Origin of the sequence: Streptomyces sp. NPDC012466 (genome assembly GCF_042955215.1) — a bacterium.
Lineage (GTDB): Bacteria > Actinomycetota > Actinomycetes > Streptomycetales > Streptomycetaceae > Streptomyces.
Genome location: NZ_JBIBEQ010000002.1, coordinates 91924 through 109056 on the forward strand (window position 1 = coordinate 91924; position 17133 = coordinate 109056).

13 protein-coding genes are annotated in these 17133 nt (G+C 71.2%); 9 read left to right on the forward strand and 4 right to left on the reverse strand.

The genetic code is table 11. The annotated features are described in order from the left end of the window. Positions 1–76 precede the first annotated feature (76 nt). Positions 77–1348, reverse strand: coding sequence for an extracellular solute-binding protein (locus ACFY9E_RS07890; RefSeq protein ID WP_390980484.1), 1272 nt, complete (start codon positions 1346–1348; stop codon positions 77–79). Between the two features lie 391 nt (positions 1349–1739). On the opposite strand from ACFY9E_RS07890, the gene ACFY9E_RS07895 reads away from it, so the two are divergent. Both ACFY9E_RS07895 and ACFY9E_RS07900 read left to right on the forward strand, forming a co-directional pair. After that, complete coding sequence (locus ACFY9E_RS07895; RefSeq protein WP_390980486.1) at positions 1740–2774, forward strand: substrate-binding domain-containing protein; 1035 nt, start codon at positions 1740–1742, stop codon at positions 2772–2774. A gap of 93 nt (positions 2775–2867) precedes the next feature. Then, complete coding sequence (locus ACFY9E_RS07900; RefSeq protein ID WP_390980488.1) at positions 2868–3740, forward strand: phosphatase PAP2 family protein; 873 nt, start codon at positions 2868–2870, stop codon at positions 3738–3740. On the opposite strand, the gene ACFY9E_RS07905 is transcribed toward ACFY9E_RS07900, so the two are convergent. Beyond that, positions 3737–6745, reverse strand: a complete 3009-nt coding sequence (locus ACFY9E_RS07905; protein WP_390980490.1) for a bifunctional [glutamine synthetase] adenylyltransferase/[glutamine synthetase]-adenylyl-L-tyrosine phosphorylase — start codon at positions 6743–6745, stop codon at positions 3737–3739. The genes ACFY9E_RS07900 and ACFY9E_RS07905 overlap by 4 nt on opposite strands. 350 nt (positions 6746–7095) lie before the next feature. Here ACFY9E_RS07905 and ACFY9E_RS07910 point away from each other — a divergent pair, with 350 nt between their 5' ends. Then, positions 7096–7542 (forward strand): VOC family protein, encoded by a 447-nt coding sequence (locus ACFY9E_RS07910; protein ID WP_390980492.1) that lies wholly within the window; start codon positions 7096–7098, stop codon positions 7540–7542. A 65-nt stretch (positions 7543–7607) separates the two neighbouring features. Next, entirely contained in the window at positions 7608–8234 is a 627-nt protein-coding gene (locus ACFY9E_RS07915) for a glyoxalase (RefSeq protein ID WP_390980494.1), read from the forward strand. 133 nt (positions 8235–8367) lie between these two features. On the opposite strand, the gene glnA is transcribed toward ACFY9E_RS07915, so the two are convergent. Then, on the reverse strand, positions 8368–9729 hold the full coding sequence (glnA, locus tag ACFY9E_RS07920) for a type I glutamate--ammonia ligase (protein ID WP_033312643.1): 1362 nt from the start codon (positions 9727–9729) through the stop codon (positions 8368–8370). Positions 9730–10022: 293 nt separating this feature from the next. Here glnA and ACFY9E_RS07925 point away from each other — a divergent pair, with 293 nt between their 5' ends. Further along, the gene (locus ACFY9E_RS07925; protein ID WP_390980497.1) at positions 10023–11213 is read left to right on the forward strand and encodes a globin domain-containing protein; all 1191 of its coding nucleotides are present in this window, start codon (positions 10023–10025) and stop codon (positions 11211–11213) included. Here the strand turns inward: ACFY9E_RS07925 and ACFY9E_RS07930 are convergent. Then, a complete protein-coding gene (locus ACFY9E_RS07930; protein WP_390980499.1) occupies positions 11210–11659 on the reverse strand; it encodes an Rrf2 family transcriptional regulator in 450 nt (149 codons plus the stop codon). The two genes, ACFY9E_RS07925 and ACFY9E_RS07930, sit on opposite strands and share 4 nt — an antisense overlap. Positions 11660–11854: 195 nt before the next feature. Between ACFY9E_RS07930 and ACFY9E_RS07935 the strand changes: the two genes are divergently transcribed. The 4 genes from ACFY9E_RS07935 (at position 11855) to ACFY9E_RS07950 (ending at position 17085) form a co-directional block, all read left to right on the forward strand. Continuing rightward, complete coding sequence (locus ACFY9E_RS07935; RefSeq protein ID WP_390980501.1) at positions 11855–12523, forward strand: DUF3105 domain-containing protein; 669 nt, start codon at positions 11855–11857, stop codon at positions 12521–12523. Beyond that, positions 12520–13140, forward strand: coding sequence for a DUF305 domain-containing protein (locus tag ACFY9E_RS07940; RefSeq protein ID WP_390980503.1), 621 nt, complete (start codon positions 12520–12522; stop codon positions 13138–13140). The genes ACFY9E_RS07935 and ACFY9E_RS07940 overlap by 4 nt, the downstream gene beginning before the upstream one ends. Before the next feature lie 168 nt (positions 13141–13308). Continuing rightward, the gene (locus ACFY9E_RS07945) at positions 13309–15252 is read left to right on the forward strand and encodes a protease pro-enzyme activation domain-containing protein (protein WP_390980505.1); all 1944 of its coding nucleotides are present in this window, start codon (positions 13309–13311) and stop codon (positions 15250–15252) included. 78 nt (positions 15253–15330) lie between these two features. Continuing rightward, complete coding sequence (locus ACFY9E_RS07950) at positions 15331–17085, forward strand: NAD+ synthase (protein WP_390980507.1); 1755 nt, start codon at positions 15331–15333, stop codon at positions 17083–17085. Positions 17086–17133: the final 48 nt, after the last annotated feature.

Below are 17133 nucleotides of genomic sequence, written 5' to 3' on the forward strand. Positions count from 1 at the left end.
GCCGGGCGGCAGGCGCGGGCCGGTGGCCGCCGGGTCCCCTCCCCCATGACAGGGGGACCCGGCGGCCAGGCGGCGGTCACTTGGAGAAGTCGGGCACCAGCTTGGCGATGGCGGTCTCGGCGTTGCCGAGGCCCTTGTCCAGGGACTCCTTGCCACCGGCGATCTTGATGAGCTCGTCGTCGAGCGGCCCCCACAGGGAGCTGTACTCGGGCAGCGCCGGGCGCGGCTGGGCGCTGGACAGCACGCCCTGGTAGCCGGCGATACCGGGGTCGGCCTTGACCTTGTCGGTGTAGGCGTCCTCGCGCGTGGGAAGCGTGGAGTTCTTCAGCGCGATGGTCTCCTGGGCCTTCGCCGAGGTCATGAAGTTGACGAACTTCAGCGAGGCCTTCTGGTGGGCGGCGTCGGAACCGGCGTAGACGGAGAGGTTGTGGCCGCCGGTCGGGGCGCCCGCCTTGCCGGTGGAGCCGGCCGGGACGGTGGCGATGCCGAGGTTGTTCTTGTCCTTGAAGGCCGAGCCCTTGTAGAAGTTGGTGATCTCCCACGGGCCCTGGACGATCGAGGCGACCTTGCCGCTGACGAACGCCTCCTGGATGTGGGCGTAGGCGTCGGCGGTGGTGTCGGCCTTGTGCAGGCCCTTGCCCTTGAACAGGCCCTGCCAGGTGCCGTAGGCCTTCTTCGCCTCGGGCGAGGTGACGGTGATCTTCTTGGCGTCGGCGTCGACGGTGTCGGTGCCCTCGCCGTAGAGGAAGGACTGGGCGTAGTAGGCCTGGGTGGAGCCCCAGTAGCCGTCGACGCCGGTCTTGTCCTTGACGGTGGCGGCGGCCTTCTTCAGGTCCTCCCAGGTCTTGGGGGCTTCCTCGATGCCGGCCTTCTCGAAGAGCTGCTTGTTGTAGACGAGGGCCAGGGTGTCCGTGGTGAAGGGGACACCGTAGGTCTTGCCCTCGTACTTGGCCTGCTCGATCAGGCTGGGCTGGAACGCGGCCTGGTCCTTCAGGGCCTCGGTGCCGTCCAGCGGCGCGAAGAAGCCCTTCTTGGCGAAGGCGGGGGTCCAGCCGACCTCGGAACGCAGGACGTCGGGGGCACCCTTGGAACCGGCGGCGGTGTCGAACTTGTTCTGCGCCTGGTCGAAGGGGACGTTGACGTACTTGACCTTGATGTCCTTGTTGGCGGCCTCGAACTCCTTGACCAGGGCCTGGTACGTCGGCGCCTCGTTGGTCGCGTTGGAGGTGTCCCACCAGGTGATGGTGACCGGGCCGCCGGCCTCGTCGCCGCTGTCGCTTCCGCCGCAGGCCGTCGCCGCCAGGGCGAGGGACGCCACCAGCGCGGTGGCCGCTATGCCACGCCGCATGAGTTCTCCTTGAGGGTGAAAGCCCGTTCGTGCTGCCGACTGCGCCGTTGGCCGCCGGGCGTCGGTGAGATTAGCCGCGCTGCAACACGTTGCGAAAGACCTTGCAGCAAAAAGTTGCAAGAGGTGCGGATGGTTATGCCGCCGTGACCTCCCCTCGACCGCCCGGGAGCCCGGACTCACCGCTGTTCGGCAGGGAGTCGGACAGCTGTGCAAGACTCTGCAAGCACTTGCCATCCGTGTCCGCCGGGGGAATCATCCGTTGCGGATCGGACGCCGACCACGACTTCGAGGGATCGCGATGACCCAGCAACCCGCAGCGGGCCGTGCGACGGCGCGCACCCGGCGTCCCGTCGGTGTGCAAGGAGATCCCCGGCCGCTACAGTCCAGTGCTGTGACCACACGGCTTGCCGACATCGCTGTGCAGGCGGGGGTGAGCGAAGCGACCGTCAGCCGCGTCCTCAACGGGAAGCCGGGCGTCGCCGCCACCACCCGCCAGTCCGTGCTGGCCGCTCTCGACGTGCTGGGGTACGAACGCCCGGTGCGCCTGCGCCAGCGCAGCGAGGGGCTGGTCGGGCTGATCACCCCGGAGCTGGAGAACCCGATCTTCCCGGCCCTGGCACAGGTCATCGGCCAGGCGCTGACCCGGCAGGGCTACACGCCGGTGCTGGCCACCCAGACCCCGGGCGGCTCCACCGAGGACGAGCTCACGGAGATGCTCGTGGACCGCGGGGTCGCGGGCATCATCTACGTCTCCGGACTGCACGCGGACACCACCGCCGACATGCAGCGCTACGACCGGCTGCGGGCCCAGGGCGTGCCCTACGTGCTGGTCGACGGTTTCTCGCCGAAGGTGCAGGCGCCGTTCATCTCCCCCGACGACCGTGCGGCGATGAGCCTCGCGGTCACGCACCTGGTGTCCCTGGGGCACACGCGGATCGGCCTGGCCCTCGGGCCCAAGCGGTTCGTGCCGGTGCAGCGCAAGATCGAGGGGTTCGTGCGCTGCATGCAGGACCAGTTGGGCCTGGGTGCCGAGACCGTCGAGACGGAACTGGTCCAGCACTCGCTGTACACGCTGGAGGGCGGCCAGGCGGCGGCCACGGCGTTGATCGGGCGCGACTGCACGGCCGTGGTGTGCGCCAGCGACATGATGGCGCTGGGCGCGATCCGGGCGGCCCGGCAGCTCGGTCTGGACGTGCCGAAGGACATCTCCGTGGTCGGCTTCGACGACTCCCCGCTGATCGCCTTCACCGACCCGCCCCTCACCACCATCCGCAAGCCGGTCCCCGCGATGGGGCAGGCGGCCGTGCGCACGCTGCTGGAGGAGATCGGCGGGACACCCGCGCCGCACAGCGAGTTCGTGTTCATGCCGGAACTGGTGGTGCGCGGTTCGACCGCTTCGGCCCCCGGGGAACGCGGTCGCTCCTGAGACCTGTGGCCTGATGTCGCCGTAGGACATGCGGCCCCGGCCGGGCCGCGGGATGATCGGTGGAGAAGTCCTTTTCTGGCAGACTTTGCGCCTATGGGTGAAACGACCGTAACGAAGCCGGAGGGCCTGGAAGCGGCCCTCCCGGACCCCGTTGCGGCCGATACGGGGCGTGGTCCGCTGCGCCGGCTGCGCACCCCCCGGCGGCCCCGGTTCTGGTTCGAGATCCTGCTGATCGCGGTGAGTTACTGGACGTACTCGCTCGTCCGCAACGCCGTGCCCGAGCAGAAGGCCGAGGCGCTGCGCAACGCCGACTGGATCTGGCGGGTCGAGCACCATCTGGGCATCGCCGTCGAGGAGTCGGTCAACCACGCCGTGAACTCGGTGCATTGGCTCATCGTCGGGATGAACTACTACTACGCGACACTCCACTTCATCGTCACCCTGGGTGTCCTGGTGTGGCTGTACCGTCGCCATCCCGGCCGCTACGCGGCCACCCGCCTGGCGCTGTTCGCGACCACGGCCGTCGCCCTGGTCGGTTACTACCTGTACCCGCTGGCGCCCCCGCGGCTGATGAACGGCGGCGACTTCATCGACACGGTCATGGTCCACCAGACCTGGGGTTCGATGGCGTCCGGCGACCTGAAGCACATGTCCAACCAGTACGCCGCGATGCCGTCGATGCACATCGGCTGGTCCGTGTGGTGCGGGCTGACGATCTTCGCACTGGCGAGCGTCCCCTGGGCGCGGGTGCTGGGCCTGCTGTACCCGGCGCTGACGCTGGTGGTCATCGTGGCCACGGCCAACCACTTCTGGCTGGACGCGGTCGGTGGCTTGCTGTGCCTGGCCTTCGGGTTCGGGGTGACGGCCCTCTGGTACGGCAGGCAGCCCTACGCGCTGCCGATGGTGGTGCCGACGCGCCGGGCGGGCGGGGCCCGGCCCGCGGCCGAGCTGTCGGACACTCCCTAGCGTTCGGCGATGCCGTAGAACAGTTCCTCCACCACACCGCGCGCCCGGCGTGCCGTCCGCCGGTACGCGTCGAGCATGTCGCCCGCGTGGCCGGGGCCGTACCCGAGGTACCTGCCCACGGCGGCCAGGTCCCTCGGCTCCGTCGGGAAGGTGTCGCCGGCCCGGCCGCGCACCAGCATCACCGCGTTGCGGACGCGCGTCGCGAGGACCCAGGCCTCGTCGAGGATCGCCGCGTCCTCGTCCGTCATGAGCCCGGCCTCGCGGGCGGCGGCCAGGGCCTCCCGGGTGCGCGTGGTGCGCAGGCCCGGCTCCGCCGCGCCGTGCCGCAACTGCATGAGCTGCACGGTCCACTCCACGTCGGACAGGCCGCCCGGCCCGAGCTTGGCGTGCAGCTTGGGGTCGGCGCCGCGCGGCAGCCGCTCGGACTCCATGCGGGCCTTCAGCCGCCGGATCTCACGTACGGCCTCGTCGGCGAGCCCGTCCGCCGGGTAGCGCAGCGGGTCGATCAGCTCGACGAAGCGGCGCCCCAGCTCCTCGTCGCCGGCGACGGGCTCGGCCCGCAGCAGCGCGTGCGACTCCCACGTCAGGGCCCACCGGCGGTAGTACGCCTCGTACGACTTGAGGGTGCGGACCATCGGGCCGGACTTGCCCTCCGGACGCAGGTCGGCGTCGATCAGCAGGGGCGGGTCGGCGCTGGGGATCTGGAGCAGCCTGCGCATCTCGGAGACGACCTTGTTGGCCGCCTGGGAGGCCTCCCGCTCGTCGACACCGTCGCACGGCTCGTGCACGAACAGCACGTCCGCGTCGGAGCCGTAGCCCAGCTCGTGGCCGCCGAACCGGCCCATGCCGATGATGGCGAACCGGGTGGGCAGTCCGTCCTTCCAGCCGTCGCGCACGACCGCGCGGAGCGTGCCGGCCAGGGTCGCGGCGGTCAGGTCCGACACCGCGCCGCCGACCCGGTCCACCAAGGCGCCCTGGTCGGCCTCGGCGGGCTGCTCCTCGGTGCCGTAGGAGCCGACGATGTCGGCGGCGGCCGTACGGAACAGCTCGCGGCGGCGCACACCCCGGGCCGCGGTGACCGCCTGGGCGCCGCCGTCGGCGCGTCGCACCGCGGCGAGTATCTCCTGCTCCAGATGGGCGCGCGGCCGGGGTTCCAGGCCGCCGCCGTCCCCGTCGCCGAGCAGGGCGACCGCCTCCGGGGCGCGCATCAGCAGGTCGGGCGCGAGGCGGCCGGCGGACAGTACACGGGCGAGGTTCTGCGCGGCGGCGCCCTCGTCGCGCAGCAGCCGCAGGTACCAGGGGGTCTTGCCGAGGGCGTCGGAGACCTTGCGGAAGTTGAGCAGGCCCGCGTCCGGGTCGGCCGAGTCGGCGAACCAGCCGAGCAGGACGGGCAGCAGGGTGCGCTGGATGGCGGCCTTGCGGGTGACGCCGGAGGCCAGTGCCTCCAGGTGCCGCAGGGCGGAGGCCGGGTCGGCGTAGCCGAGGGCCACCATGCGTTCCCGGGCCGCCTCCGTGCTCAGCCGGGCCTCGCCGGTGGCGAGTTGGGCGACCGCGTCGAGCAGCGGCCGGTAGAAGAGCTTCTCGTGCAGCCGGCGTACGACACCCGCGTGCCGCCGCCACTCGCGGTGCAGGTCGGCGACCGGGTCCTTGCGCAGCCCGAGGGAGCGTCCGATGCGGCGCAGCTCGGCCTCGTCCTCCGGGACGAGGTGGGTGCGGCGCAGCCGGAACAGCTGGATGCGGTGCTCCATGGAACGCAGGAAGCGGTAGGCCTCGTCGAGCTGGGCCGCGTCGGACCGGCCGACGTAGCCGCCGGAGGCGAGGGCCTCGAGGGCGTCCAGGGTCGTACCGCTGCGCAGGGAGGTGTCGGCCCGGCCGTGCACCAGCTGGAGCAGCTGCACGGCGAACTCGACGTCCCTGAGGCCGCCGGGACCCAGTTTCAGCTGGCGGTCGACCTCGGCGACGGGGATGTTCTCCACGACCCGGCGGCGCATCTTCTGCACGTCGGACACGAAGTTCTCGCGCTCGGCGGCCTTCCACACCAGGGGCTGGACGGCGGCGACGTACTCCGCGCCGAGGTCGAGGTCGCCGGCCACCGGGCGGGCCTTGAGGAGCGCCTGGAACTCCCAGGTCTTGGCCCAGCGCTGGTAGTAGGCGAGGTGGCTGGAGAGGGTCCGCACGAGGGGCCCGTTGCGGCCCTCGGGCCGCAGGTTGGCGTCGACGGGCCAGATGGAGCCCTCGACGGTGGTCTCGGAGCAGATCCGCATCATGTGTGAGGCGAGCCGGGTGGCGGCGCGCACGGCCTTGGTCTCGTCGGTGCCCTCGGTGGCCTCCCCGACGAAGATGACGTCCACGTCCGAGACGTAGTTCAGCTCGTGGCCGCCGCACTTGCCCATCGCGATGACCGCGAGCCGGCACAGGGCGGCGTCCTCGGGCGCGGCCGCCTCGGCGATACCGAGGGCGGCACGCAGGGTGGCGGTGGCGAGGTCGGCGAGCTCGGCGGCGGACTCGGCGACGCCGGTGGTGCCGCAGACGTCCCGGGCGGCGATGGACAGCAGGCAGCGCCGGTAGGCGACGCGCAGGGAGACCGGGTCGGTGGCCTCGGCGAGACCGGCCTCGAACTCCTCCACCCCGGGGTGCAGGTCGTACGCCTCGTACATGACGAGCGCCTGCCAGTCGTCCGGGTGCCGGGTGAGGTGGTCGGCGAGGGCGGTGGAGGCGCCGAGCACGCCGAGCAGGCGGTCGCGCAGGGGCTTGGCCGAGATCAGGGTGTCGAGCAGTTCCCGGCGGGCGCCGGGACTCTGCTGGGCCTCCAGCAGCCGGACGAGGCCGAGCAGCGCGAGATCGGGGTCGGCGGTGGCGCCCAGCGCCTCCAGCAGCACCGGGTCGTCGCGCAGGGCCACGAGCTCGGGGGTGTCCAGGAGTCGCTCGGCGGCGGAGGCGTCGGTGAAGCCGTGCCGCAGCAGTCGTGTGAAGGTACTGCTCCTGCGCCCCGGCGCCGCCGTCATCCGGGCCTCCCTCGCACTGTTCCTCGGACGTCCATCGGATCAAGGTCGTACGGCTTTGAGCCTAACCGCACGGCCCGGGGGAAGCGCCGGTGAGTTCGGCAGGCGGACGGGGTGCGCGGCCGTCCGGGGCGGAGCACGGCTACGGCGACCGGCCGCGGCGCGGGAGGAACGGTACGGCGGTTTCCGGCCACAGGGGGTACGCGAGGGCCATTTCCCGTACGGCGCGGGCCGTGCGGCCGTCTACTCGGTGGCGCCGTGCACCGTTTTCGGCTTCGGTGAGGGGAGCCGTTCAGCCGGCGTCAGCCGGACGAGACGGCGGTTCTCATGAGGCCGGACGAAGGAGTCACGCCATGGACATCACCCTCGAAGTCATCCCGCTGCCCGTGACCGACATCGACCGCGCCCGGGACTTCTACCGGGACAAGGTCGGCTTCCACGTGGACATCGACCAGGAGGTCATGCCCGGGATGCGGATCGTGCAGCTGACCCCTCCGGGCTCCGGCTGTTCGATCGCCCTGGGCGAGTCGATCTGGCAGATGACCCCCGGCCCCACCCCGGCCCCGGGCTCCTACCAGGGGCTGCAGCTGTGCGTGGCCGACATCAAGGCGGCCCACGCGGAGCTGGTCGCCCGCGGCCTCGACATCTCGGAACCCGTCCAGTACTCCCCGGACGACGGCGCCACGTTCATGCACTTCCAGGACCCGGACGGCAACGGGTGGGCGGTGCAGGAGTACCGGCGCAGGGCCACGGAGCCGTTGCACCAGCTGCTCGCGGACCTGAAGCGGCAGCAGGCCTGAGGGCCCGGAGAACCCGGTCAGGAATCGAGAAGCACGGTTGCCGGAGCGCGATTAGCGTCGTTGTCATGACTTCCATCGCATCCGTCACCCTCGAGGTGGCCGACCCCGCCGCCGCCGGCCGCTTCTACTCCACCGCCTTCGGCCTGGACGACCGGCTGCGCCTGACCGCGTCGCAGGCGCAGACCTCCGGCTTCCGCGGGTTCACGCTGTCGCTCGTGGTCGCCCAGCCGGCCGATGTGGACGCCCTCGTCGACGCGGCCGTGCAGGCCGGCGCGACGACGCTGAAGCCCGCCGCGAAGTCGCTGTGGGGCTACGGGGGCGTCGTGCAGGCCCCCGACGGCACGATCTGGCAGATCGCGTCGTCGTCGAAGAAGAACACCGGCCCGGCGACCCGGCAGGTCGACGAGGTCGTCCTGCTGCTCGGCGTGGAGGACGTGAAGGCCAGCAAGCAGTTCTACGTGGAGCACGGTCTGGCCGTGGCGAAGAGCTTCGGCGGCAAGTACGTCGAGTTCGCCACCGGTACGGGCCCGGTCAAGCTGGCCCTGTACAAGCGCCGCGGCCTCGCCAAGGTCGCCGGTGTCTCCCCCGACGGCACGGGCTCACACCGCCTCATCATCGGCAGCGACGCGGAACCGTTCACCGACCCGGACGGCTTCGCCTGGACGACGGCGTCGGAGAACGCGTCGGTGTGAGCGCGCCGGGGGACGTCCGCCGGCCCCGGCGGAGGGGGCCCGGGCGCGCCGGGCACGCGAAGCGGAGGGGGCCGACGGTCCGTGACCGCCGGCCCCCTCCGCCGAAGCAGCGGGAACCCGCCCTGACCTGCGTCTACAGCGCCGGCAGATTCTTCCGCAGCTCGAACGCCGTGACCTCCGAGCGGTACTCCTCCCACTCCTGGCGCTTGTTGCGCAGGAAGAAGTCGAAGACGTGCTCGCCGAGGGTCTCGGCGACCAGGTCGCTGCGTTCCATCAGGGTCAGGGCCTCGCCCAGGTTCTGGGGGAGCGGCTCGATGCCCATCGCGCGGCGTTCCGCGTCGGAGAGGGCCCAGACGTCGTCCTCGGCGCCCGGCGGGAGTTCGTAGCCCTCCTCGATGCCCTTGAGGCCGGCGGCCAGCAGCAGGGCGTAGGCCAGGTACGGGTTCGCGCCGGAGTCCAGGGAGCGGACCTCCACGCGCGCCGAGCCCGTCTTGCCGGGCTTGTACATCGGGACGCGGACGAGCGCCGAGCGGTTGTTGTGGCCCCAGCAGATGTAGGACGGGGCCTCGCCGCCCGCGCCCGCCGTGCGCTCGGCGCCGCCCCAGATGCGCTTGTAGGAGTTGACCCACTGGTTGGTGACCGCGGAGATCTCCGCCGCGTGCCGCAGCAGGCCCGCGATGAAGGAGCGGCCCACCTTGGAGAGCTGGTACTCCGAGCCCGACTCGTAGAAGGCGTTGCGGTCGCCCTCGAAGAGCGACAGGTGCGTGTGCATGCCGCTGCCGGGGTGCTCGGAGAACGGCTTCGGCATGAACGTGGCGTGCACGCCCTGCTCCAGCGCCACCTGCTTCATGACGAGGCGGAACGTCATGACGTTGTCGGCGGTGGAGAGCGCGTCGGCGTAGCGCAGGTCGATCTCCTGCTGGCCCGGCGCGCCCTCGTGGTGGGAGAACTCCACCGAGATGCCCATCGACTCCAGCATGGTGATCGCCTGGCGGCGGAAGTCCATGCCGACGTTGGTGGGGGTGTGGTCGAAGTAGCCGGAGTTGTCGGCGGGCGTCGGGCGGCTGCCGTCCAGCGGCCGGTCCTTCAGCAGGAAGAACTCGATCTCCGGGTGGGTGTAGAAGGTGAAGCCCAGGTCGGAGGTGCGGGCGAGGGCCCGCTTGAGCACGTAGCGCGGGTCGGCGAAGGACGGGGAGCCGTCCGGCATGAGGATGTCGCAGAACATCCGGGCCGTGCCCGGGGCCTCCGCACGCCAGGGCAGGATCTGGAAGGTCGACGGGTCCGGCTTGGCGATCATGTCGGACTCGTAGACCCGGGCGAAGCCCTCGATCGCGGAGCCGTCGAAGCCGATGCCCTCGTCGAAGGCCTGTTCCAGTTCGGCCGGGGCCACGGCGACGGACTTGAGGAAGCCCAGCACGTCCGTGAACCACAGGCGTACGAACCGGATGTCGCGCTCCTCCAACGTCCGGAGCACGAACTCCTGCTGCTTGTCCATCTTCCGCTTCCCCATCCTTGCTGGTCAGGCCGCCTGTCTTCCGTACCACGGGAGGCGGTCGGGCACCTGAGCATCCCACCACACCACCATTTCGTACGCGTTGCGGACCATGATCGCCCGGGCGGCCCGGGATCGAATGCCTCACGTACGGCAGGTGAACTGCTCTTCCGCCCATAGTGCCTGCTCGCGCCGACATCCGTAACGGCCGGTTCCTCTCGCTGCGCCTCCACTTAATTTGCATCTCATATGCAACTTTAAATAGCGTGCCCGCAGCCGAGCCCTGAGGAGCCCTGATGCTGTCCGAGCAGTCCGCCGCCACCGTCCGCGCCACACTCCCCGCCGTCGGCACGGCCCTCGGCACGATCACCGAGCGCTTCTACGCGGGGCTGTTCGCGGCCCACCCGGAGCTGCTGCGGGATCTGTTCAACCGGGGCAACCAGGCCTCCGGCACCCAGCGGCAGGCACTGGCCGGTTCCGTCGCGGCGTTCGCGACGCACCTGCTGGACCACCCGGAGCAGCGGCCGGACGCGATGCTGCGGCGCATCGCCCACAAGCACGCCTCGCTCGGTGTCGCACCCGAGCAGTACGGCATCGTCCACGAGCACCTGTTCGCCGCCATCGCCGAGGTGCTCGGCGACGCGGTCACGCCCGAGGTCGCCGCCGCGTGGGGCGAGGTCTACTGGCTGATGGCGAACGCGCTCATCGCCGTGGAGCAGCGGCTGCGCGAGGAGCGCGGCGGGCACACCTGGCGGGCCTGGGAGGTCGTCGAGCGGGTCGCCGAGACCGCGGACGTCGCCACGTTCCGGCTGCGGCCGGCCGACGGCGGTCCGGTGCGGGACTTCCTCGCGGGCCAGTACGTCTCCGTCCGCGTCGCCCTCGCGGACGGTGCCCGGCAGATACGGCAGTACAGCCTGTCGGGGGCGCCCGGCCCGGACCTGCGGCAGATCAGCGTCAAGCGCGTGCGCGAGGCCGGCGCCCCCGAGGGCGAGGTCTCGAACCACCTGCACGCGCGCGTGCGGGTGGGCGACGTCCTGGAGCTGTCCGAGCCGTGTGGCGACCTGGTCCTGGACGCCGGCCCCCACACGCCCCTGCTGCTGGCCTCGGCGGGCATCGGCGTGACCCCGATGACCGCGATGCTGGCCCACCTCGCCGACTCGGGGCACCGCGCCCCGGTCACCGTGGTGCACGCCGACCGCTCCCCCGCGACCCACGCCCTGCGCACCGACCACGAGGCCCACGCGGCCAAGCTCCCGGACGCGGCCGTCCACCTCTGGTATGAGCAGGACGCCCCCGCAGGCACGCACCTCGGCCTGGTCGACCTCACCGGCGTTCCGCTCGCCACGGGCACGCGCGCGTACCTGTGCGGCCCGCTCCCGTTCATGCGGGCCGTGCGGACCCAGCTGATCGCCAAGGGCGTGGCCCCCGCCGACATCCACTACGAGGTGTTCGGCCCGGACCTGTGGCTGGCGGGGCAGGCGGCCTAGACACCACGGGGATCGGCGCCCCGCGAGATCCCCAGCAGCAGGATCCCGGTCGGTTCCGCCACGATGTCCTCCACCGTGACCGGGTCCAGTGAGGCGAAGAACGCCTCCTGGGCCCGGCGCAGGGCGGTGCGCAGGCGGCAGGCGGAGTTGAGGGGGCAGGGGGTGGGGCCCTCGCAGTCGACGACGTCGCCGCTGCCCTCGAAGGCGCGGACGACCGCACCGACCGAGGCGGTACGGCCCTGCTCGGTGAGGGTGAGGCCGCCGCCGCGCCCGCGGCGGGCCGCGAGCAGATGCATGTGCTGGAGCTCGGCGACGACCTTCGCGAGATGGGTGTAGGGCACGTCCATGCCGTCCGCGACCTCCCGGGTCGTCGGGCTGGACCCGCCCGCGACGGCGAGCCGCATCAGGACCCGCAGGGCGAGGTCGGTGGAGCGCAGCAGCCGCATGCAGGCAGCCTAGGTAATGGGAATCTGCGGTTCAAATTATCGGCGGGAGTGCGGGGCCGGGGGTCGGTGAACCTGTCGTGCAGCTGTCGGTGCCGTATCGATTCGGCCCATTCCCGCGACCGCCCTACGAGGCGCCCCGTCTCCCCCATTACGATCAGCCGACCCGACCGTCACCTTTCCCACGAAGGACACCTCATGGGCTCCGCCAACAAGACCGGCACGGACCGCAAGGCGCGCATAGAGGAGATGCGGCGCGCCGAGCAGTCCCGTGAGCGCCGCAACCGGATCCTCACCATCGCCGCCAGCGTGGTGGTCGTCGCCGGTCTCGTCGTCGGCGGCGTCGTGCTCGTGCGGTCCCAGGACGACAAGGGCAGTGACTCCGCGGCGGCGAGCGACTCCTCGGGCAAGGGCAAGTTCGTGACGGGCAAGGACGGCGTGAAGACCTGGGAGGGGAAGCTGGCCCGCAACCACGTCACCAAGGCCGTGAAGTACGCCTCCGAGCCGCCGGTCGGCGGTGACCACAACCCGGTCTGGATGAACTGCAACGGCGACGTCTACACCGAGCGGCTGAACAACACCAACGCCGTGCACTCGCTGGAGCACGGCGCGGTGTGGGTGACGTACAACGCCAAGGCGAAGAAGGCCGACGTCGACGCGCTCGCGGCGAAGGTGAAGAAGACGCCGTACACGCTGATGAGCCCGATGGACGACCAGAAGGACCCGATCATGCTCTCGGCGTGGGGCCACCAGCGCACGGTGACGGGCGCGAGCGACCCGAACGTGGACGCGTTCTTCGAGAAGTTCGTCCAGGGCGAGCAGACCCCCGAGCCGGGTGCCGCCTGCACGAACGGGCTCTCCAAGTGAGGCACGTCGGTCTGATCGCCGGGGCCGCGGCGGCGGCGCTCGTCGCGGCCGGCGCGATCACCTACGCGGTCGCCGGCGACGACGGCGGCAGCGTGACCCCGTCTGCCGAGTCCGCGGACGCCGGGTTCGCGCGGGACATGGCGGTGCACCACCAGCAGGCCGTGGAGATGTCGTACATCGTGCGCGACCGCACCGAGGACGAGGAGGTCCGGCGCCTCGCGTACGACATCGCGCAGACGCAGGCCAACCAGCGCGGCATGATGCTCGGCTGGCTCGATCTGTGGGGTCTGCCCAAGGTGTCCTCCAAACCGCCCATGACGTGGATGGACATGGGCGGCATGGCCTCCGGCAAGGACGGCGCGCTGATGCCGGGCATGGCGACCAACTCCGAGATGAAGAAGCTCGGCGAGCTCAGCGGGAAGCGGGCGGAGGTCTTCTACCTCCAGCTGATGACGGACCATCACCAGGGCGGTGTCCACATGGCCGAGGGGTGTGTGGACCGGTGCGCGGTGGGGGTGGAGAAGCGGCTCGCCCAGGGCATGGTGGAGGCGCAGCAGTCGGAGATCTCCCTGATGGCGGACATGCTGAAGGAGCGGGGCGCGGCGCCTCGGTCCTGAAGAGGGCCTGCGCTTAAGCCTCAAATCGCCCTTCATCGCGGCCTCTTGGGCTCTTCTTGGCCTCCGTAGAGCGCTTCTTGGGCTGCACCATTCCCTGGCATGAACGGTTCATCGCGAGAGTGGCGTCCGTCGAGTGATCCACTCGCGACGAACCGCACAGGGGGTTCCATGAGATCCAACCGCGCCACGGTGCGCGCCGGGGTGAGCATGGCAGCGACACTGCCGATGCTCGCCGGTGCGCTGGCGCTCGGCATACCCGCGGCACACGCCGCCGACCATCCGGTCCGCGACCTGCTGTCCGGGACCCGGCCCGCTTGGGCCACGGCCAAGGCGGACAAGGGCGCCACCTCCGACGGCGCCCGGGTCTCGGCCCGGGTCTACCTCGCCGGCAAGGACGCCGCGGGCCTCGCCGCCTACGCGAAGGCGGTCTCCGACCCGGACTCGGCCTCGTACGGCAAGTACCTGTCGGCCAGGAAGGCGCAGGCCCGCTTCGGCGCCACCGCGGCCCAGGTGGCGGCCGTGAAGTCCTGGCTGACGGCGGCCGGCCTGAAGGTCACCGGCGTCACGCGGCACTACGTCTCCGTCACCGGTGACGTGGCCGCCGCCGAGAAGGCGTTCGGCACCCAGTTGCACAACTTCGCCAAGGGCTCGAAGACCTACCGCGCCCCGGCGAGCACCGCCTCCGTGCCGCAGAGCCTGGCCGACGCCGTCCTGACCGTGACCGGGCTGGACAACGCGCCGCACATGGCCACGCACGACGATCAACTGCCGCCGCCCGACACCGTGTTCCGCAACGCGGGGCCGTTCTCCTCGTACTACGGCTCGAACACCGCGAGCACGCTCCCGGACGCGTACGGCAAGAAGATCCCGTACGCCGTGAAGGGGTACACGGGCAAGCAGTTGCGGGCCGCCTACGGCGCGGGCAAGCGCACCGGCAAGGGCGTCCGGGTCGCCATCACGGACGCGTACGCCTCCCCGACGATCGCCTACGACGCCGGCACCTACGCCAAGCGCAACGGCGACGCGGCGTGGAAGACGGGCCAGCTGCACCAGGTGCTGCCCGCGAAGTACACGAACACCGAGGACTGCTCGGCGTCCGGCTGGTACGGCGAGGAGACCCTGGACGTCGAGGCGGTGCACGCGGTCGCCCCGGCCGCGGACGTCACGTACGTCGGCGCCGCCTCCTGCACGGACGGCGACCTGCTCGACGCGCTCGGCAAGGTCGTCGACCACCACCTGGCCGACATCGTGTCCAACTCCTGGGGCGAGGTCGAGGCGGCGCAGACGCCCGACCTCGCGGCCGCCTACGACCAGGTCTTCCAGCTGGGCGCCGTCGAGGGCATCGGCTTCTACTTCTCCTCCGGCGACGACGGCGACGAGGTCGCGAGCTCCGGGACGAAGCAGGTCGACTCCCCGGCGAACTCGGCGTGGGTCACCGCCGTCGGCGGCACCTCGCTGGCCGTCGGCAAGAACGACACGTACCTCTGGGAGACCGGCTGGGGCACCGACAAGGCGAACCTGTCGGCCGACGGCAAGAGCTGGACGGGCTTCCCCGGCGCCTTCACCTCCGGCGCGGGCGGCGGCACCAGCAAGACGGTCGCCGAGCCCTTCTACCAGCAGGGAGTCGTGCCGGACGCGCTGGCGAAGGCCAACAGCGCGGACGGCAACCGGGTCGTCCCGGACATCGCGGCGATCGCCGACCCCAACACCGGCTTCCTGGTGGGGCAGACGCAGACCCTCCCCGACGGCAGGAAGCAGGCCTACAGCGAGTACCGCATCGGCGGGACCTCGCTCGCCGCGCCGACCATCGCGGCCATCCAGGCCCTGGCCCAGGAGGCCCGCGGCGGCAAGGCGATCGGCTTCGCCAACCCGGCGATCTACGCGAAGTCCGGCTCGAAGGTCTACCACGACGTCACCGACGACCCGACGGGCTCCGGCCTCGCCGTGGCCCGGGTCGACTTCGTGAACGGCTACGACGCCACCGGCGGTCTGGCCACGTCCGTGCGCAGTCTCGGCAAGGACAGCTCCCTCGCGGCCGTGAAGGGCTACGACGACGTCACCGGCGTGGGCTCGCCCGCCTCCGGCTACGTCGAGTCGTACCGGCGCCACTGACCTCCGCAAGGGGACCGGGGTGGTGTGGGGTGACCCACACCACCCCATTGTGTCGCTCTGACGATTACACTGGACGGCGTGCCTCAACTACGTCTCGCCCTGAACCAGATCGACGCCCGCGTGGGCGACCTCGCCGGCAACTCCGAGTCGATCGTCCGCTGGACCCGGCACTCCGCCGAGCAGGGAGCGCATCTCGTGGCGTTCCCGGAGATGGTGCTGACCGGGTATCCCGTCGAGGACCTGGCGCTCAGGTCGTCCTTCGTGGAGGCCTCGCGCGCGGCGCTGCGCACTCTCGCCGCGCGCCTGGCCGAGGAGGGCTTCGGAGAGCTGCCGGTGATCGTCGGCTACCTCGACCGCAGTGCGACCGCCCAGCCGAAGTACGGCCAGCCGGCCGGCGCGCCGCAGAACGCGGGCGCGGTGCTGTACGGCGGTGAGGTGGTCCTGAACTTCGCCAAGCACCACCTGCCCAACTACGGCGTGTTCGACGAGTTCCGCTACTTCGTGCCCGGCGACAGCATGCCGATCCTGCGGGTGCACGGCGTGGATGTCGCCCTGGCCATCTGTGAGGACCTCTGGCAGGACGGCGGCCGCGTCCCCGCCGCCCGTTCGGCGCAGGCGGGCCTGCTGGTCTCGATCAACGCCTCCCCCTACGAGCGCGACAAGGACGACACGCGCCTGGAGCTGGTCCGCAAGCGGGCCCAGGAGGCCGGCTGCACCACGGCGTACCTGGCCATGATCGGCGGCCAGGACGAGCTGGTGTTCGACGGCGACTCGATCGTGGTCGACAAGGACGGCGCGGTCGTGGCCCGGGCGCCGCAGTTCGCCGAGGGCTGTGTGGTCCTGGACCTGGATCTGCCGGCGGCGTCGGCCGATGCCCCGACGGGCGTGGTCGACGACGGCCTGCGCATCGACCGCGTGGTGCTCTCGGAGGAACCGCTGGCCCCCTACGAGCCCGAGCTCACGGGCGGCTACGCGGACCGCCTGGACGACGACGAGGAGGTCTACTCGGCGCTCGTCGTGGGTCTGCGGGCGTACGTCGCGAAGAACGGCTTCAGGTCGGTCCTGATCGGCCTGTCGGGCGGTATCGACTCCTCCCTGGTGGCGGCGATCGCGTGCGACGCGGTGGGCCCGCAGAACGTGTACGGCGTGTCGATGCCGTCGAAGTACTCCTCGGACCACTCCAAGGACGACGCGGCCGAACTGGCCCGCCGCACGGGCCTGAACTACCGCACGGTCGCGATCGAGCCGATGTTCGACGCGTACATGGGCTCGTTGGGCCTGACGGGCCTGGCGGAGGAGAACCTCCAGTCGCGCCTGCGCGGCACTCTGCTCATGGCGCTCTCCAACCAGGAGGGCCACATCGTTCTCGCCCCGGGCAACAAGTCGGAACTGGCGGTCGGCTACTCGACGCTCTACGGCGACTCGGTCGGGGCGTACGGCCCCATCAAGGACGTCTACAAGACGTCGATCTTCCGTCTCTCGGAGTGGCGCAACCGGGCCGCCCGGGAGCGCGGCCAGACCCCGCCGATCCCGGAGAACTCCATCACCAAGCCCCCGAGCGCGGAGCTGCGCCCGGGCCAGGTGGACACGGACTCACTGCCCGACTACCCGGTGCTGGACGCCATCCTCGAGCTGTACGTCGACCGGGACCGTGGCGCGGACGAGATCGTGGCGGCCGGGTACGACCCGGCGCTGGTCGCGAAGACGCTGCGCATGGTCGACACGGCGGAGTACAAGCGGCGGCAGTACCCGCCGGGCACGAAGATCTCGGCGAAGGGGTTCGGGAAGGACCGGCGGCTGCCGATCACGAACGGGTGGCGGGAGTCGCTCTGACGGGTCGGTCCGGGAGGAAGGGCTTGATAGGCAAGTGAACACTTGCCT